The 17,479-nt window shown below is 70.6% G+C and carries 6 protein-coding genes and 1 tRNA gene; 1 reads left to right on the forward strand and 6 read right to left on the reverse strand.

Annotated elements, in window-relative coordinates; genetic code table 11:
* Positions 1 to 189: 189 nt before the first annotated feature.
* On the reverse strand, positions 190 to 6,012 hold the full coding sequence (locus AC0VY3_RS33315; protein WP_475551298.1) for an AAA domain-containing protein: 5,823 nt from the start codon (positions 6,010 to 6,012) through the stop codon (positions 190 to 192).
* Positions 6,013 to 6,595: 583 nt separating this feature from the next.
* On the opposite strand from AC0VY3_RS33315, the gene AC0VY3_RS33320 reads away from it, so the two are divergent.
* Positions 6,596 to 7,378: a hypothetical protein gene (locus AC0VY3_RS33320; protein WP_360455750.1), complete on the forward strand. Its 783-nt coding sequence runs from the start codon at positions 6,596 to 6,598 to the stop codon at positions 7,376 to 7,378.
* A gap of 647 nt (positions 7,379 to 8,025) precedes the next feature.
* Here the strand turns inward: AC0VY3_RS33320 and AC0VY3_RS33325 are convergent.
* From AC0VY3_RS33325 to topA, 5 genes are all read right to left on the reverse strand, one after another.
* Positions 8,026 to 8,099, reverse strand: a tRNA-Thr gene (locus tag AC0VY3_RS33325).
* 108 nt (positions 8,100 to 8,207) lie between these two features.
* Positions 8,208 to 9,737: an alpha/beta hydrolase gene (locus AC0VY3_RS33330; RefSeq protein WP_475551299.1), complete on the reverse strand. Its 1,530-nt coding sequence runs from the start codon at positions 9,735 to 9,737 to the stop codon at positions 8,208 to 8,210.
* 83 nt (positions 9,738 to 9,820) lie between these two features.
* Positions 9,821 to 11,026, reverse strand: coding sequence for a DNA polymerase III subunit delta' (locus tag AC0VY3_RS33335; RefSeq protein WP_103508572.1), 1,206 nt, complete (start codon positions 11,024 to 11,026; stop codon positions 9,821 to 9,823).
* Positions 11,027 to 11,179: 153 nt separating this feature from the next.
* Positions 11,180 to 14,422 (reverse strand): dTMP kinase, encoded by a 3,243-nt coding sequence (tmk, locus tag AC0VY3_RS33340; protein ID WP_475551300.1) that lies wholly within the window; start codon positions 14,420 to 14,422, stop codon positions 11,180 to 11,182.
* A 165-nt stretch (positions 14,423 to 14,587) separates the two neighbouring features.
* The gene (topA, locus tag AC0VY3_RS33345; protein ID WP_475551301.1) at positions 14,588 to 17,479 is read right to left on the reverse strand and encodes a type I DNA topoisomerase; all 2,892 of its coding nucleotides are present in this window, start codon (positions 17,477 to 17,479) and stop codon (positions 14,588 to 14,590) included.

A 17,479-nucleotide genomic window follows, 5' to 3' on the forward strand; every position in this document is an offset into this window, starting at 1 on the left:
GGATTTACCTGATGGCGCTGGAGGACCGGGCCGCGAGTGGCGACAGAGCGCGTCCGGCTCATCGCGGTTGCGGAGCGCTCCCGGGTCACGCACGCCAGCAAACTGGCCTGGTGGGACGCCGGGCCGTTGGGCACAACCAGCTACGGACCGCCCCGCAGCCGCCGCGCAGCCCCGCTCCGCTGCGGTCCCTCAGTCCTGGATGTACCGGACGATGACGCGCATGCGCGTGCCCCGCTCCGTCTGCCAGCTCACCTCGTCCCCGACCTCTCGCCACATCAGCGCCTTCCCCTGCGGGGTCTCGGGGCTCAGCCGCTCCGCCTCGTCACCCGCGAGCATCGCGATCTCGTACGTCATGATGCCGGGCTCGTCCGGGTCCTCAACTCCGACGAGGCAGCCGGGGACGACCATCGCCCCGCCCGTCACGGAGGAGTCAGGGACCACTTGGTCGAGCACGGCACGCAGGTGGCTGCGTCGCTCCCGCAGGGCCTGGCGCCGCCTGTCGTGGTCGGCCAGCTGGGCCTTCCTGGAGGACGAGTCCACAGCCACGATCTCCGGAAGCGGCCGGTCCAGCGCGTCCTGCACGCGCTGGAGCTCGCGCTGCACCCGTCGATGGGCGGCGACGCTGAGCCGGGCGACCGGGAGCCGGAGGGAGGACCTGGTTCCTCCGGGCACCGTGGATGCCGTACCGGTGGCGGGTTCGGCGCCACGGGGTGCCTGGCGCGGCACTGCCGGAAGCCTCTTCGCCGGGGCCCGGTCGGCCGGCGGTCGTGCACGCAGGAGTTCCATCGTGCGGTCTATTGAGGCGAGGGAGGCGACGGAGGATCCAGGGGCATGGTGCCGCGCCAGCCCTACCTGACCGTCGTTGCTCAGTACGGGTACCTCGAATCGGGCGATCGCAGCGCGGATCATGGCCTGCACCTCGGGGTGGGCGACCCTCACGACGGCATGCCCCTCGCGCAGGATGTCCACGGCGTCGGCCTCCGGGAAGCCTGGCGCGCCCGCCCCCCTGAGAAAGAGCGCGGCCCCAGGCACAGTCGCCCGCATACTGAAGGCGTGCTGGGCCGCATTGACCTCGTCGCGGTGCAACCGTGCCACGGTCACGAATTGAGGCTGCGCCTCCTCGGCGCCGTGCGGGGGATGGAGGTTCACGCCTCCCCGGCGCGACACCTTTACGTGAATGCCAGCAGCGGCCAGCCCGTCACGAAGTCTTTGCTGCTGTTCATCGGTCCTCAGCCCGAGTCGGTCCGCCTCCAGGGCGAAGGCCCGCTGACTGATGACGCCCGCATTGGATGCGCCGCGCATCAGTCTCTCGATGACGTCGGGCTCCACGCTGCCAATTGCGGCGTCGTCGCTGTGGCCGGTAGGGACCGTAGGGCTGTGGCCGAGCGGGTCCGTGTCGCCGTCGCGCCTGGGGGCTGTACTGCCGTCATTTGTCGGAACCGTACCGCCATCGGGGACCGCGCCGTCGTCCCCGGTCGGGTCCACAAGGTCACCGGTCGGGCCCGCAACCCTGTCCTCAGGGGCTCGGTTCAAGGGCGACGCTGCCCGCAGCCCGCCGCCAGGTGGGTACGCCGCCGACTCGATGCCGAGTCGGTCGAGTTCCGTCCACAGCGGTTCGAGTGCCCGTTCCGGGTCGAGGAAGAAGCGGCTGCCCCGGATGCGGACGAACGTCCATCCCACGCGCTCCAGTTCGCGCTGGCGTGCCGCGTCCGCGTCGGCGTTCTCCTCCGTGTGGAACGCGTCGCCGTCGCACTCCACGGCAAGGCGTCTGGTACCGCCCTCGACGACGAGGTCGATGCGGTAGCGGCCGGCCGGATACTGCGGCCGCACCCGGTAGCCCCGGGCTCGCAGAGCCAGGTAGACACGCTGCTCGAAAAGGCTGTCGAATGCCTCGTGCGGAACGTCCGGCCGGACCTCGCCGAGTCCGAGGCCGTTCTGCTCCTCGGCCGGGCGGGAGAACCAGTCCAGATAGGCACGCCGCAGATCGGTCTCGCCGAGTTCCGTGAGAGTGAAGCTGTGGAACAACCACACCTGGTCGCGGGCCCGGGATGCGGCCACGTTGAGGTGCTGCCGGTTCAGGGAGCTGCTGAAGGAGCCGATGCGGCGCGGCCCGTCAGGACCGGTGAGCGACACGACCGTACTGACGAAGACGATGTCGCGCTCGTCGCCCTGGAACTCCTCGGCGTTGCCCACGCGCAGGCGTCGGCGCTGTCTCTCATCCAGCGGGATCCGGTCGGCCAGCAGGTCTTCGATGAGGTACTTCTGTCCTGCGCCGAGCAGGGTGATCACACCTATGGTGCGTCCCGCGTATGCGGGGTCGGCGATGCACCTGGCGACCTCATCCACCAGCCGCACCGCCTCGGACCGGTTGACCTGCTTCTGCCCGCTCCCTTCGACATAGCCATCGGGTACATGCACCGGGCGCAAGGGCCGCAGCCGGTCGGCACCGTACTGTCGCAGCGGCTGGAGCCGACCGCCATAGCAGAGCTCGTTGGAGAATCCGATGATCTCCGGCATACACCGGAAGTGTTCCTGGAGCATCAGCCTGCCGCGGCCTCCGGCCAGACCGGACGCGATGTCGAAGAGGCTGGCGGTCGGTGTGAACAGGTTGCGGCGGGCGGCGGGCAACTGGGCGAGGAGCCGTCGCTGGAGCGCGAACTGCTCGTCGTGGTCCACGCCCACCTGGGCGGGGCTGACCTGCTGGTCGTCGCCGACGACGATCACCTTCGCACCCAGCCAGGCGAGCAGCAGGGCCTCGGGGCCGGACTGGCTGGCCTCGTCGACGATCACGACGTCGAAGCGACCGGCTTGATCCATCGGCACGGTTTCGGTCACCTGGTGCAGCGGCATGATCCAGGCGGGCACCGCCGCCTGGCTGGCCTGCAAGCTCTCCCGGGCTTGTCTGCGGTAGGTGGCCGCGTATTTGCCGGTGCCCTTGCCCAGCTTGCGGACGTTCTGCTGGTACGAGGTGAGGGCCACGGCCTGGTCGTCCGTGAGCCGGGACAGACAGCTGAACCAGGCCTTGTCGGCCGCCAGCCGTTCCAGGCCGATGCGGATCTCGACGTCCGCCTCGGCGAGCAGCCTCATCTGCCGGGCCTCGGCCTCTGGATCCGTCAGCTCCTTCATTCGGTCGTACCAGACCGACCACGCCCACGCGGCCTCGAAGTCCGCGAGCCGGGTGTCCCACTCTTCGTCCTCGGGTGTGGACTCCACTCTGTCGGCGAGGTCTGGGAGTTCGGCCGCGGCCGGCCGGTAGGCGTCGTCACATGCCTTCTTGCGCGCGAGTGCCTCCCGCAGGTCGTCCACGTCGTTCACCGCGGCGCTATAGGCCGCCGGGTCGCGGGACTCGACCGCGGCGCGGGCTCGTTCCAGGGCTGCCGAGGCTCCCCTGCGGTGGGCTGCGGCGCGCAGTACACGCAGGGCGTCGTCGATCAGAGTGCGGGCAGGGTCGGCGTTCCTGCGCGCTGCTCTGGCCTTCAGGAGGTTTCGCACGGTGGTGGCCCGCTCCGGGTCGCCCCAGCCGACGCCGGCCAGCCCTGGTGCGGCTGCGGCTGTGCTGACCACGGCGTGGCGCATGTCGGCGAGAGCGGTCAGAGTGGTGAGGGTGGCGATGTCCTGGCGCAGGCGGGCGCTGCGCCGGGCGGTGGCCTGCCATGCGTCGTGGCCGTCGCCCCACTCCTGTTCGATGTCCTGGAGGTGCCGCTCCAGCGTGACGCGGTGCAGCACGGCGGACGCGGCGGTCGCTGTCTCCACGGCGCGGCCGTCGACGCGCACGGCCTCGGGGAAGTCGCCGACAGCCTTGCGCAGCTTGGTCTTCATGCCCAGGGCTCCGCGCAGCTTCGCACCGGACGCGAGCCCGTCCCGGAGGGTGCCGGCGAGACCGAGGGCCATCGGCACGTCGTATGCCTCCAGCCCAGTGACCAGGGTGGTGCCGAGGGCACGCTCCGCCTCCTCGATCGTGGTCAGGGCCGCGGTGGTGCGCTCGTGGCGGCTGCGCGCGCCGAGGTCCTGTCCGGCGAGGATTTCGTCACGCAGCTCGGCGGCCCACGCGGCCGGCATCGAGGTGGCCGCCCTGGCTGCGGCAGTGAAGTGGTCGAGTGCGGTGGTCAGTTGGTCCTGCTGTGCTGGCGCGAGGGCGGACACGGCGTCGTCGAGGTGGGAGACGGGGCCGTCCTGCCGGAGAGCGGCGAGGTCGGCCTCTGCCGCCTTGGCCGTCTCGACCGCCTCGGCGAAGGCGGGCACCGTGGGCAGTTGCCCGGGCTCGGGCAGCGAGGCACTCACCGATGCGGCGAGAGCACGGTGCCGGTCGGTGAAGGCGAGCGCCGCACGGCGCAGGCGCGTGAGCACCTCGGCATTCAGCGTCGGGGCGTCAGCGGGGACGGCGCCGATCCAGCCGAACCGCGGGTGTTCCTCGGCGAGCCGCTGGGCGATCCGGGCGAGGGTTCCCTCGTAGTCGCCGATCTCGGCCGGATGGTGGTATGTCTCCTGCTCCCGCAGCGCACGCAGCGCCTTCAGGGCGAGCGCCTGCGCGGACCGGGCGGATCTGAGGCGCTCTTCGTGCCCCTGAATGCGTCGCCGGTACGCCTGTGAGGAGAAGTCTCCCTGCCGGTCGAGGACGGCCTTGACGGACTGCTCCAGTTCCAGTTGCCCGGCTCCGTCGTCGGTACGGCTCACGCACAGCTCGCGGATGCCGACGGGGAGTTTGTCCTTCAGGACCTTCAGGGCACGTGCCGTATGGCTGGTGATCAATACGCGGTTGCCGTGCGCGAGAAGGTCGGTGGCCAGGTTGGCGATGGTGTGCGTCTTGCCGGTGCCGGGCGGTCCCTGGACCACGACGAGATCCCGGTCCCGCAGCCGCTCGGCGATGGTGCGCTGTTCGTCGTTGGAGGGCAGCGCGAAGTACAGCTCCGGCGGCGGTCCTGCTGCGTCACCGCTGACCGGCTCCCCCAGCGGGCGGTCACCGCCCGCACCGGCGATCGCCCGCAGCAGAGCGGTGGGCTCGGCGCCCTGCTCGATGGACACGGCGACGGCGCGCAGCGCTTCGAGCATGCTGCGCCGGGTGCGCTCTCTGAGCAGCAACACCGGCGCGAAGCTGACGACCGGTACGGCGGGGTCTCCCGCTGCTCGATGCCGATTCGGTGCGCGGTCGTAGCGTCCTGCTTCGTGGGCCGCGATGATCCAGGTGGTGAGGGCCCGGTGCAGGTGGTCGGCGAGCTGCGGATCCGTGGTGTCCCCGCCGGCTTCCAGCTCCTGCCGTACAAGGGCACGAGTGTCCGCACGCGCCTTCTGCCCGGGGTCGAGCATCGACTCCTCCAGCACCGGATTGCCGTGCTCGGGATCGGGTCCGACGGTGATGGCTCCGGTGTCGGGGTCGATGGTGATGACGGCCCGGCAAGTGACGAGATGGCGGCGGATCGGCTCGCCCTGCGCCGACCAGGTGAGGTAGCCGAATCCGACGACCAGTTCGAAGGTCTCGCCGAGTTCGGAGGCGTCCACGCACAGGCGGTAGAGGCGGTCGTAGGCACGTATGACGGGCTTCATTACGCGGTCGCGACGTGCCCACCCTTCCCATTCACGAGACCAGGCACGGTACTGGGCGTACACGGTGTCACGCTGGGGCGAGTCGGCCAGGGACACGGTGATGTGCCGGGTGCGTGCGCTTCCCTCGGCGGAGATCTCTTCCGCCGGTATGTCCGTCTCGGCCCGCAGTTCGGGGGGCGTTTCCCGTGCCGAGTCGTGGATCTCCCGGTCGGCCAGCCAGTGGGCGAGCGGCAGCGGAGGAGTCGGCGGTTCGTGCCGTACGGGTCGGTCGGCCCGCAGCCACAACGGCGTGTCACCGGGGACGGCGTCAGTGAGGAAGGAGCCGAACTGCGCGGGCAGATCGGCGAACCACACCTGATGCCTGGCGTCGTCGTGCGTCCGCACCGGCTTGGTGCGGCTCTCACCCACCTCCGCGAGGTAACGGAAGACGTGGCGGACAACATCGTCGGGCGTCACGGCGGATGCGGGCACGAGCCACCTCGCTGAACTGATGGAACCAAAGTATGAAGAGTGTGCGCATCCTATGTGCATGGCGCGTCTGAAAGGACGGGCACTGCCCTCTGCTGAGCAGCGATGCGCGTGATGGTCCGGATGGTGTCTTCGAGTAATGCGCCTTCATGCCCGCGGACCGGGCGGCGCGAGTAGACAACCTGGTCCGCCAGTTCGCCGACGTGGAACAGCGCCACCTCCCGCGCACCAACGAAGCTGCTGCTCGGGACGCCCAGCCTTGCCCCGCACGGCGCTCCTGTTCTCGTAGTGAGAGACACCCCGCTCGAACCGTGTCCGAGGGAAGGGCGGCGCGCTGCCCAGGCTGCCATGGGGCGCCGAGGACCAGGACGACCGCAGCCGGCGACAGGCGAATCCGACGGACAGGAGGTCCCCGATCCCAGTCTCTCTGGATGGCCCCACATCCCGCCCACCTTTACCGAATGCAAGAATGCGGCCCTTGGGTGGACAAGTGCATCGGCTCGGGGTGGGCACGAGCACTGTTGGAACGGGGGTAGCCATGGCGTTGGTTATATGTCCAATGTGCAGCGACGACGAGGACATTGAGGTGACCCGCACACTCGACGGCGGACGTCGTCTCGTGAAGCACCGGTGCGGCTACGAATGGGAGCACAAGGAGCCCACCGTCCCGCAGAGGAACCCGCTCCGCACCTTCGACGACCTCAAGGCCCGTTTCCCGAAACCCGAGGACGCCGATCCCGAGCAGTTGGAGCGCGTAGTCCGACTGAAGGAGCAGTACCTCGCCGTCAAGCCGGACTTCGCCACCGACGTGGCGGCCTACTGGTCGAAGTACCAGCGGATCTTCTCCCCCAAAGGGCTGTGGGCATGCGATCCCAGAGTTCTCAAGGACTTCGCCAACTCCGAGGTCGGAGCCCGCCCCGGCAATCAAGCCACCTTCAACTCCGCGTGGAACGACATGGGCGATGCCACGGCCGGGGAGGCGACCCGCAGGACGATCGAGTACCTCCTGTACGGCCCTGACGACGTGCCGCTCGAAGACCGGCTCCAGCATCTGCTGGACGGCACCAAGCCGTTCGCCATGACCGGTTTCAAGGAGGCCCTTCTCACGAGGGTTCTCTGCGTGATGTACCCCGACCGGTTCCTGACGATCCTCAAGTACACGACGGAGGCGGGCGGCAAGCGCGAGATCGCGCGAATGGTCTACGGACTGGAGCTGCCGCCACCCGAGTCGGTAAACTGGACTCTCGGCCGTCTCATCCTCTGGAGCAACGACCTCCTGAATGACCTCGTCGGCCAGGGCTTCGCCAACCAGCAGCACGCCGCCGCGTTCCTGTGGTGGGCCAAGGATCAGGTCAAGGGACTTCAGTAGGTTGCCATACAGCGCATGTGGGCCCTCGTAGCCCCTGATGGGCTTTGCACGGCTGAACGCGAGCACGCCACCAGGGTTCAGCCGCTTCGCGATGAGCTCGCCGCGCCCACGAAGGCGTCCACGACCACCAGAGGGCTGTCCCGAGTCGCCCTATCAGACGAAGTCCGGCTCACCTTCGCGCAAGTCTCCCTGCTCCAGTCTGCATGACGGCTCCGCGCCATGAACGCGGAGGGCGAGGTCGTCGCCCTCCGCCGCTGAGCGCCACCCCGAGGCCGTTCCCCATATGTATCGCGGGACCGTCGATTCCGCCTACGGCTGTCGGAACGACACAGGACCGAGACCGCTGATCGCAGCACCCGGACCGCCCGACCGGCGACAGAACCCGGACTCGGCCAGAGAACTCCTGACTGACCATCACACACAGCTGTCCACCGGCTGTCCACCGAAGATTCCGAGATCTGACGGGCTTCGTGGTTCAGCCGAGCAAAACAGCAGCTCACAGCGTTGCGGCAGCCTATCGACAACAGCATGTGAAAGGTCGACCTACGCATTGCGATGCACAGACCACACGCGCCCGATTGGCCCGAATCCCAAGGTCAGCCAGTACAAGAAACCCCAGGTCATAGGTCTGACCTGGGGTTTTTCTGAGCCGCCTTCGGGATTCGAACCCGAGACCTACGCATTACGAGTGCGTTGCTCTGGCCAACTGAGCTAAGGCGGCGCGCCCTGTCGCACTATGGTGCGATCAGCAGCGGAGCCAAGTCTACACAGTTTCCGGGGGTGCTCCGTACACGGCACCCCCGGAGGCGTTTGTGCTGTTCAGAGTGGGTCAGCTGCACTTCTTGCCGTTGGTGGGCGGGGTGCCCTCCAGGAGGTACGTGTTGATCGCCGTGTCGATGCAGTCGCTGCCCCGGCCGTACGCGGTGTGGCCGTCACCGTCGTACGTGAGCAGGGTGCCGGAGGAGAGCTGCTCGGCGAGGGACTCGGACCACTTGTACGGGGTGGCCGGGTCGCGGGTGGTGCCGACGACGACGATCGGGGCGGCGCCCTTCGCCTCGGTGCGGTGCGGGGTTCCGGTGGCCTTCGTCGGCCAGTAGGTGCAGTTCAGGGAGGCCCAGGCGAAGCCGCGGCCGAAGACCGGGGAGGCCTTCTCGAAGTCCGGGACCGCCTTCTCGACCGCATCGGGGCCGTCGAAGGCGGGCGGCAGGTCGAGGCAGTTCACGGCGGCGTTGGCGAACATCAGGTTCGCGTACTTCCCGTCCGGCTCGCGCTCGTAGTAGCTGTCGGCCAGGGACAGCAGGCCGGAGCCGTCGCTGCGCTGCGCGCCCGCCAGCGCCTCGCGGAGCTGCGGCCAGGCCGCCTCGTCGTACATGGCGGCGATCACCCCGGTGGTGGCCAGGGACTCGCCCAGCTCGCGGTCGTCGCCGGTCGGGATCGGCTTCGCGTCCAGGTCCGTGAAGAGCCGCTTGAGGGCGGTCGCCGCGTCGGCGGTGGACGTGGTGCCGAGCGGGCAGTCCGGCTGCTTCACGCAGTCGGCGGCGAAGGACTGGAAGGCCCCCTCGAAGCCGGCGGTCTGGTCGCGGTTCATGTCGACGGCCTTCAGGGACGGGTCCATCGCCCCGTCCAGGACCAGGCGGCCGGCCCGCTTCGGGAAGAGGTCCGCGTACGTGGCGCCCAGGAAGGTCCCGTACGACGCTCCGACGTAATGCAGCTTCTCGTCGCCGAGGAGGGCCCGCAGGACGTCCATGTCGCGGGCCGTGTCGACGGTGGAGACGTACGGGAGGATCTCGCCGCTCCGCTTCTCGCAGCCCGTCGCGAACTTCTCGAAGGACGCGCTCAGCTTCCGGACCTCCGCGTCGTCGTCGGGCGTCTGGTCGACCTGGGTGTAGGCGTCCATCTCCGGGCCCGTGAGGCACTCGACCGGCTCGCTGCGGGCCACGCCGCGCGGGTCGATGGCCACCATGTCGTAACGGGCCCGCACCTGGGCCGGATAGCCGAGTGCCGCGTACCCCTGGAGATAGCCGATCGCGGAGCCGCCCGGGCCGCCCGGATTCACCAGGAGGGAACCGATCCGCTTGCCCGGTCCGGTGGCCTTCTTGCGGGAGACGGCGAGGTCGATGTCGCCGTCATCCGGCTTGTCGTAGTCCTTCGGCGCCTTCATCGTCGTGCACTCGAAGCCCTCCACCCCGCAGTCGCGCCAGCTCAGCTTCTGCGTGTAGTACGACGACAACCCCTCGGGAGCGGCGGTGCCGGTGGCCGAGGCGTTCGGCGAGGAGCCGCTGCCGCTGCAGCCGGAGATGAGCAGGCCGGCAGTGCCGATCCCGATGGCGAAGGTGCGGAGCAGCCGCCTGGTAGTCATTCAGGGAGCGTATCCGGCGGGTGACGAGTCGTCCGATTCCCTGCTCATTCGGGTGAACAGGGGCAGCTGTGCCGGAGGATCCCTCAGCCCGCCCGCAGCGACATCGTCATCGCCTCCACCGCGAGCAGCGGCGCCACGTTGCGGTCCATCGCCTCCCGGCAGGCGATCACCGACTCGATCCTGCGCAGGGTCTGCGCGGGCGTCGAGGACTCGGCGATCCGGTCGAGGGAGTCCTGCACGTCGATATTGGCGATGGCCAGCTTCGAACCGAGCTGGAGTGCCAGCACATCGCGGTAGAACCCGGTGAGCTCGGTCAGCGCCAGGTCCAGGCTGTCGCGCTGCGTACGCGTCTTGCGGCGCTTCTGCTTGTCCTCGAGCTCCTTCATCGCCCCCGCCGTACCGCGCGGCATCCGGCCCCCGGCGACCCCGCCGAGCGCCGCCTTGAGGTCCTCGGTCTCCTTGGCGTCGACCTCCTCCGCCATCTGCTTGGCGTCGTCCGTGGCCGTGTCGATCAGCTCCTGGGCCGCCTTGAGGCAGCCGCCCACATCGGCGACCCGCAGCGGAACCTTCAGCACCGCCGCCCGCCGCGCCCGCGCCCGCTCGTCCGTGGCCAGGCGGCGGGCCCGGCCGATGTGCCCCTGGGTGGCCCGCGCCGCCGCGTGCGCCCGCTCGGGGTCGACGCCGTCGCGGCGGATCAGGACGTCGGCCACGGCCTCCACCGGAGGGGTGCTCAGGGTCAGGTGCCGGCAGCGGGAACGGATCGTGGGCAGGACGTCTTCGAGCGAGGGTGCGCACAGCATCCAGACCGTGCGCGGCGCGGGCTCCTCGACGGCCTTCAGCAGCACATTGCCCGCGCCCTCGGTGAGCCGGTCGGCGTCCTCCATGACGATGACCTGCCACCGCCCGACCGCCGGGGAGAGCTGGGCGCGCCGGACCAGGTCACGGGTCTCCTTCACACCGATGGAGAGCAGGTCCGTGCGGATGACCTGGACGTCGGCGTGCGTACCGATCAGGCTCGTGTGGCAGCCGTCGCAGAAACCGCAGCCGGGTGCGCCGCCCAGCGCCCGGTCCGGGCTGGTGCACTGGAGCGCGGCGGCGAAGGCCCGCGCCGCCGTGGACCGGCCGGAACCGGGCGGTCCGGTGAACAGCCAGGCATGCGTCATCTTCGAGCCCTGGTCCAGCGGCTTGCCGTCGGACACGGAGGTGACCAGCGCATCGGCGTCCCGGGCGGCAGCGGCGAGCTGTTCCTGCACTCGGTCCTGTCCGACCAGGTCGTCCCATACGGTCATGGGTCACCGCCCTTCCGGTGGTGTCGTGCACTTCCCGCGAACCGCGGTGCGTCGTCGCTGTCCATTGTGGAGGACGCCACTGACAGTCCGGCCCGCCCGCCCCCGCAGGGACGGACGGGCCGGGACTTCACCGTCGGCTGTGCGGCGGGTACGTCAGCCGCGCGGGCGACGCCCCCGGCCCCCGGGGCCCTCGTCGTCCTGGCCGCCGAGCAGCTCGTCCGCCAGGGTCGGCAGATCGTCCAGCGGAGTCTCCTCCGCCCAGTCCGGGCGGGGGCGCTTGCGGCGGCTCTGCTTCCGGTCGGGCGTCGCCCCGGCGTTCGGGTCCTCGACCTGCGGCAGCTCGCGGGTGCGCTCGTTCTCCCTCTCCGCGGGCGCGGCCGCCGGGCTCTCGTCCCGGAAGAAGCCCTGGGGCACCCGGTCGGAGGGCTGGTCGGCGGGCACGGGCGGCAGCACGGCCGTCTCGTCCGCGTCCCGGGCCTGCCGTGGGTCCCCCGACCGCTGGTCCGTGAAGCGCGGCAGCATCGCCGTCTCGTCGTCCCCGGAAGCAGCGCCGGAACCGGAACGAGAACCCGTACCCGTACCGGAAGTGGAACCGGAACGAGACCCCGTGCCCGTACCGGATCCGGAAGGGCGGTCGTCCTCCGGACGCGCCGTCGGGACCGGCTGCGTGATCTCGTTCGGGTTCACGATCGGTGTGGGCACCGTGAGCTCGTTCTCCGGCACCGTCGGACCCGACGCGCCTTCGGAGCGCGAGGACGTCTCCGTACCGGACGTACGCGATACCCGCTCGGCCTCGGCCCGCGCCGCCTCCGTACGGGCGGCGGCCTCGGCCTCGGCCCGGCGGCGGGCCTCCTCCGCGCGCAGCAGGGCCTCTTCGGCCTTGCGCTGCTTCTCCAGCCGCTGGGCCTCGGCCTCCTTGCGCTGCCGTGCCTCCTCCTCGGCCTGCCTGCGCAGACGTTCCTGCTCGGCCTCGCGGACCCGCTCCTCGGCCTCCAGCCGGAGCCGGTCCTCCTCGGCGCGGCGGCGGGCCTCCTCGGCACGCTGCCGGGCCTCCTCCGCCTGGCGTTCGGCCTCGCGGCGGCGGGCCTCCTCCAGTTCGCGCTGCTTGCGCTCCTCCTCCTCGGCGCGCAGCCGGGCGAGCTGCTCCTGGCGCTCCTTCTCCAGGCGCTCCTCCTCGGCCTTGCGGGCGGCCTCTTCCTCCGCCTTGCGCCGGGCCTCCTCCTCGGCCTTGCGCCGGGCCTCCTCGATGGCCTCGATCTCGGCCTCGGAGAGCGGAAGGAGCTGGTCGAGCCGGTGCCGTACGACCGTGGTGATCGACTCCGGCTCCTGGCCGGCGTCCACCACCAGATAACGCGTCGGGTCGGCGGCGGCCAGGGTCAGGAACCCGGACCGCACCCGCTCGTGGAACTCCGCCGGCTCCGACTCCAGCCGGTCCGGCGCCTCCGTGAACCGCTCCCGCGCGGTCGCCGGGTCGACGTCCAGCAGCACCGTCAGATGCGGTACGAGGCCGCTCGTCGCCCACCGCGAGATCCGGGCGATCTCGGTCGGGGCCAGGTCGCGGCCCGCGCCCTGGTAGGCGACGGACGAGTCGATGTAGCGGTCGGAGATGACGATCGCGCCGCGTTCCAGCGCCGGGCGGACGACGGAGTCGACGTGCTCGGCGCGGTCGGCGGCGTACAGCAGGGCCTCGGCCCGGTTGGAGAGACCGGCGGAGGACACGTCCAGCAGGATCGACCTCAGCCGCTTGCCGATGGGGGTGGCCCCGGGCTCGCGGGTGACGACGACCTCGTGGCCCTTGGCCCGGATCCATTCGGCGAGCGCCTCGACCTGGGTGGACTTGCCCGCTCCGTCGCCGCCCTCCAGAACGAGGAAGAAGCCGGTGGCAGCGGGCGCGACGGCCGGTTCGTCGCCGCGCAGCGCCTCGCGCAGGTCCCGGCGCAGCGGCACACCCGCCCGGTCGTCCGTCTTGGCGAGGACCACGGCGGCGACGGGCAGCAGCAGCGCGCCGAGCAGCATCAGGGTGAAGGCGGCCCCGCCGTGGGCGAAGACGAAGTCACCGGCGACCAGGCGGTGCCGGCCGATCGCGGCGGCCAGCAGCGGACCGGCGACCGCGCCGAGTGCCACGAGCACCCGGACGACGGCCTGGAGGTGCTCGGTGGTCCGGGCCTGCCGGAACGCCTCGGTCTCCTGGTCGATCAGGGTGTGCCCGGTGTTGGCGGCGACCCCGGCGGTGTAGCCGGCGAGCAGCGCGATGGCGATCCCGGTCGCGGTGTCCGGCACCAGGCCGAGCGCGAGGAGCGCGAGGCCCGTGACAGCGGTGGCCAGCGCCAGCAGGCGGCGGCGCGACAGGGTGGGCAGTACGTGGCGTGCCGTACGGATGCCGAGCGCGGTGCCGCCGGTCAGTCCGAGGATCAGCAGCGCGAAGGTGGCCGGGCCGCCGCCCAGGTCGTAGGCGTGCAGCACGGAGACGGCCGCGGCCGCGGCGACGACTCCGGCGACGGCCGCGCAGACCGCGACGAGCAGCGGCACGGCGCCGGTGCGGCCCTTGTCGGGGCCGTTGCCGGTGACGGGGCGGCGCAGGCCCTCCAGCGGGGAGCGCGGCCGGGGCGTCTGGGTGGCCGGGAACTCCAGGAAGTACAGGGTGGAGATGGAGGCGGAGAAGAGTCCGGCCGCGACGTAGGACCCCAGGGCCGCCTGGTGGAAGGAGAACCACTCCAGGCCCGAGCCGAGGAGGTTGCCGACCAGTGTGGCGACCAGCAGGACCACCGCGGCGGCGGGCACGGCGAGGAAGTTGGTGCGGAGCGACAGACGGCGCAGGGCGTCGTGGTGGTCGGGCAGGGGGCGTACTGCCGCGCCTTCGAGGGGCGGGGCGGGCAGCAGCGCCGGGGCGGCGCTGTCCTTGGCCACGGCCCACAGGCGCTCACCGGCGCCGGTCACGAAGACGGTGATGAGGATCATCATGAGCGCCTTGTCGGGCGTCCAGTCGATCCACAGCGGGGCGACGACCAGCAGCGCCAGGCGCAGCCCGTCCACCCCGATCATCAGCCATCGCCGGTCCAGCTTTCCGCCGGGCCCCGTGAGGGACGTCAGGGGCCCCAGGAGTACGGCTCCGAAGAACAGGGTGGAAAGGATCCGGGCACCGAAGACGGCGGCGACGGCGAAGGCCGCCCCGCGGTATCCGGTGCCGAATGAGCCCTCAAGGACCGCCGCTTGCAGCGACAGCAGCACCAGCACGAGAAGGGCGAGTGCATCGCCGATACCGCCGACGAGCTGGGCACTCCACAACCGCTTCAGCGGGGGAATGCGCAACAGGGCCCGTACGGCGCGCTCGCGTGAGTCTGCGGCAAGTGTGTCGGAGGTGGGGCTCACGACCGTTGGCTGCTCGGCTCGCGTCATCCGCCCAGCCTATCGGCAGCGGTGCGGCGGCTGTCGGCCCGTCCGAACATATGGACGCAGACAGTTTCGGCCATGGCGCCCGCAGGCCCTTGACGCACCGCCGCCCGGCGTCCGGATCACGAGGATCCGGACGCCGGGCGGGGTGCGATCCGCTCGGTGCGGCCGTCAGTCGTCCGACGGGGCGGACGCCGAAGCCGTCTTCTTCGCAGCCGTCGTCTTCTTGGCGGTCGTCTTCGTGGCTGTCGCCTTCTTGGCCGTCGTCGTCTTCTTCGCCGCGGTCTTCTTGGCGGCCGTGGTCTTGGTGGCCGTCGTCTTCTTCGCGGCCGTCTTCTTGGCCGTCGCCTTCTTCGCGGGGGCCTTCTTGGCCGTCTTCTTCTTGGCGGGACCCTTGGCACGCTTCTCGGCGAGCAGTTCGTAGCCGCGCTCCGGCGTGATCTCCTCGACGCTGTCACCGGTCCGCAGCGTCGCGTTGGTCTCGCCGTCGGTGACGTACGCGCCGAAGCGGCCGTCCTTCACCACGACGGGCGCGCCGCTGACCGGGTCGGTGCCCAGCTCCTTCAGCGGCGGCTTGGCCGCGGCCCGGCCGCGCTGCTTGGGCTGGGCGTAGATCGCGAGGGCCTCTTCGAGGGTGATGTCGAAGAGCTGGTCCTCGGAGGTCAGCGACCGGGAGTCGGTGCCCTTCTTCAGATACGGGCCGTAGCGGCCGTTCTGCGCGGTGATCTCGACGCCCTCGGCGTCCTCGCCGACGACGCGCGGCAGCGACATCAGCTTGAGGGCGTCGGCGAGGGTGACCGTGTCCAGGGACATGGTCTTGAAGAGCGAGGCGGTCCGCGGCTTCACCGCGTTCTTGCCGGTCTTCGGCGTCCCCTCGGGCAGCACCTCGGTGACGTACGGGCCGTAGCGGCCGTCCTTGGCGATGATCTGGTTGCCGGTCACCGGGTCCGCGCCCAGCTCGAAGTCGCCGCTCGGCTTGGCCAGCAGCTCCTCGGCGAGCTCGACGGTCAGCTCGTCGGGCGCGAGGTCCTCGGGCACATCGGCGCGCTGGTGGCCCTCGGCGTCCTTCTCGCCCCGCTCGATGTACGGGCCGTAGCGGCCGACGCGGAGCTTGATGTCGTTGCCGACCGGGAAGGAGGAGATCTCCCGGGCGTCGATCGCACCGAGGTCGGTGACCAGTGCCTTCAGGCCGCCGAGGTGGTCGCCGTCGCCGTTGCCCGCGTCGGAGGCCGATCCGGCTCCGGCGGTGTCGTCACCGGAGCCGGCGCCGAAGTAGAAGCGCTTGAGCCACGGCACGGACTGGGCCTCGCCCCGCGAGATGCGGTCGAGGTCGTCCTCCATGCGGGCGGTGAAGTCGTAGTCGACCAGCCGGCCGAAGTGCTTCTCCAGCAGGTTGACCACGGCGAAGGACAGGAAGGACGGGACGAGTGCCGTGCCCTTCTTGAAGACGTAACCGCGATCCAGGATGGTCCCGATGATCGAGGCGTACGTGGAGGGGCGGCCGATCTCGCGCTCTTCCAGTTCCTTGACCAGCGAGGCCTCGGTGTAGCGGGCCGGGGGCTTGGTGGCGTGCCCGTCGACCGTGATCTCGTCGGCGGACAGCGCGTCACCCTCGGCCACCTGCGGCAGTCGGCGCTCGCGGTCGTCCAGCTCGGCGTTCGGGTCGTCGGCGCCCTCGACGTACGCCTTCATGAAGCCGTGGAAGGTGATCGTCTTGCCGGAGGCGGAGAACTCGGCGTCGCGGCCGTCGCTCGCCCGGCCGCCGATCTTGACGGTGACGGAGTTACCGGTCGCGTCCTTCATCTGGGAGGCGACGGTCCGCTTCCAGATCAGCTCGTAGAGCCTGAACTGGTCGCCGGTGAGCCCGGTCTCGGCGGGGGTGCGGAAGCGGTCGCCGGAGGGGCGGATCGCCTCGTGCGCCTCCTGCGCGTTCTTGACCTTGCCGGCGTACGTACGCGGCTTGTCGGGGAGGTAGCTCGCCCCGTACAGCTGCGTGACCTGGGCCCGGGCCGCAGAGACCGCGGTGTCCGAGAGGGTCGTGGAGTCCGTACGCATATAGGTGATGAAGCCGTTCTCGTACAGCTTCTGCGCCACCTGCATGGTCGCCTTGGCCCCGAAGCCCAGCTTGCGGCTCGCCTCCTGCTGGAGGGTGGTGGTCCGGAAGGGGGCGTACGGGGAGCGGCGGTACGGCTTCGACTCGACGGACCGGACCGCGAAGGAGGAGTCGGCGAGCGCGGCGGCGAGCGCGCGGGCGTTCGTCTCGTCCAGGTGCAGGGTCTGGGCGGAGCCGGCCTTCAGCTGCCCGTCGGGGCCGAAGTCGCGGCCCTGGGCGATGCGGCGGCCGTCGACCGCGCTGAGGCGGGCGGTGAGGGTCGAGGGGTCGGAGGCGTCACCGGTGCGGCCGGTGGCGAACTTTCCGGTCAGGTCCCAGTACTCGGCGGAGCGGAAGGCGATGCGCTCGCGCTCCCGCTCGACGACGAGGCGGGTGGCGACGGACTGGACGCGGCCCGCCGAGAGCTTCGGCATGACCTTCTTCCACAGGACCGGCGAGACCTCGTAGCCGTAGAGGCGGTCGAGGATACGGCGGGTCTCCTGGGCGTCGACCATGCGCTGGTTGAGCTCGCGCGGGTTGGCGACGGCGGCCCGGATCGCGTCCTTGGTGATCTCGTGGAAGACCATCCGGTGGACCGGGACCTTGGGCCGCAGCACTTCCTGGAGGTGCCACGCGATGGCTTCGCCCTCGCGGTCCTCATCGGTGGCGAGGAAGAGTTCGTCGGACTCGGCCAGCAGCTGCTTGAGCTTCCTGACCTGGGCCTTCTTATCGGCGTTGACGACATAGATGGGCTGGAAGTCATGCTCGACATCCACCCCGAGGCGGCGGACCTCGCCGGTGTACTCGTCCGGGACCTCGGCCGCGCCGTTCGGGAGGTCGCGGATGTGCCCGACGCTCGCCTCGACGACGTATCCGGGGCCGAGATAGCCCTTGATCGTCTTCGCCTTGGCAGGCGACTCGACGATGACGAGTCGGCGGCCGCCCTGTGCGGTCTCGCTGGTCGGGGACAA

Source organism: Streptomyces sp. iso_384, assembly GCF_056172905.1.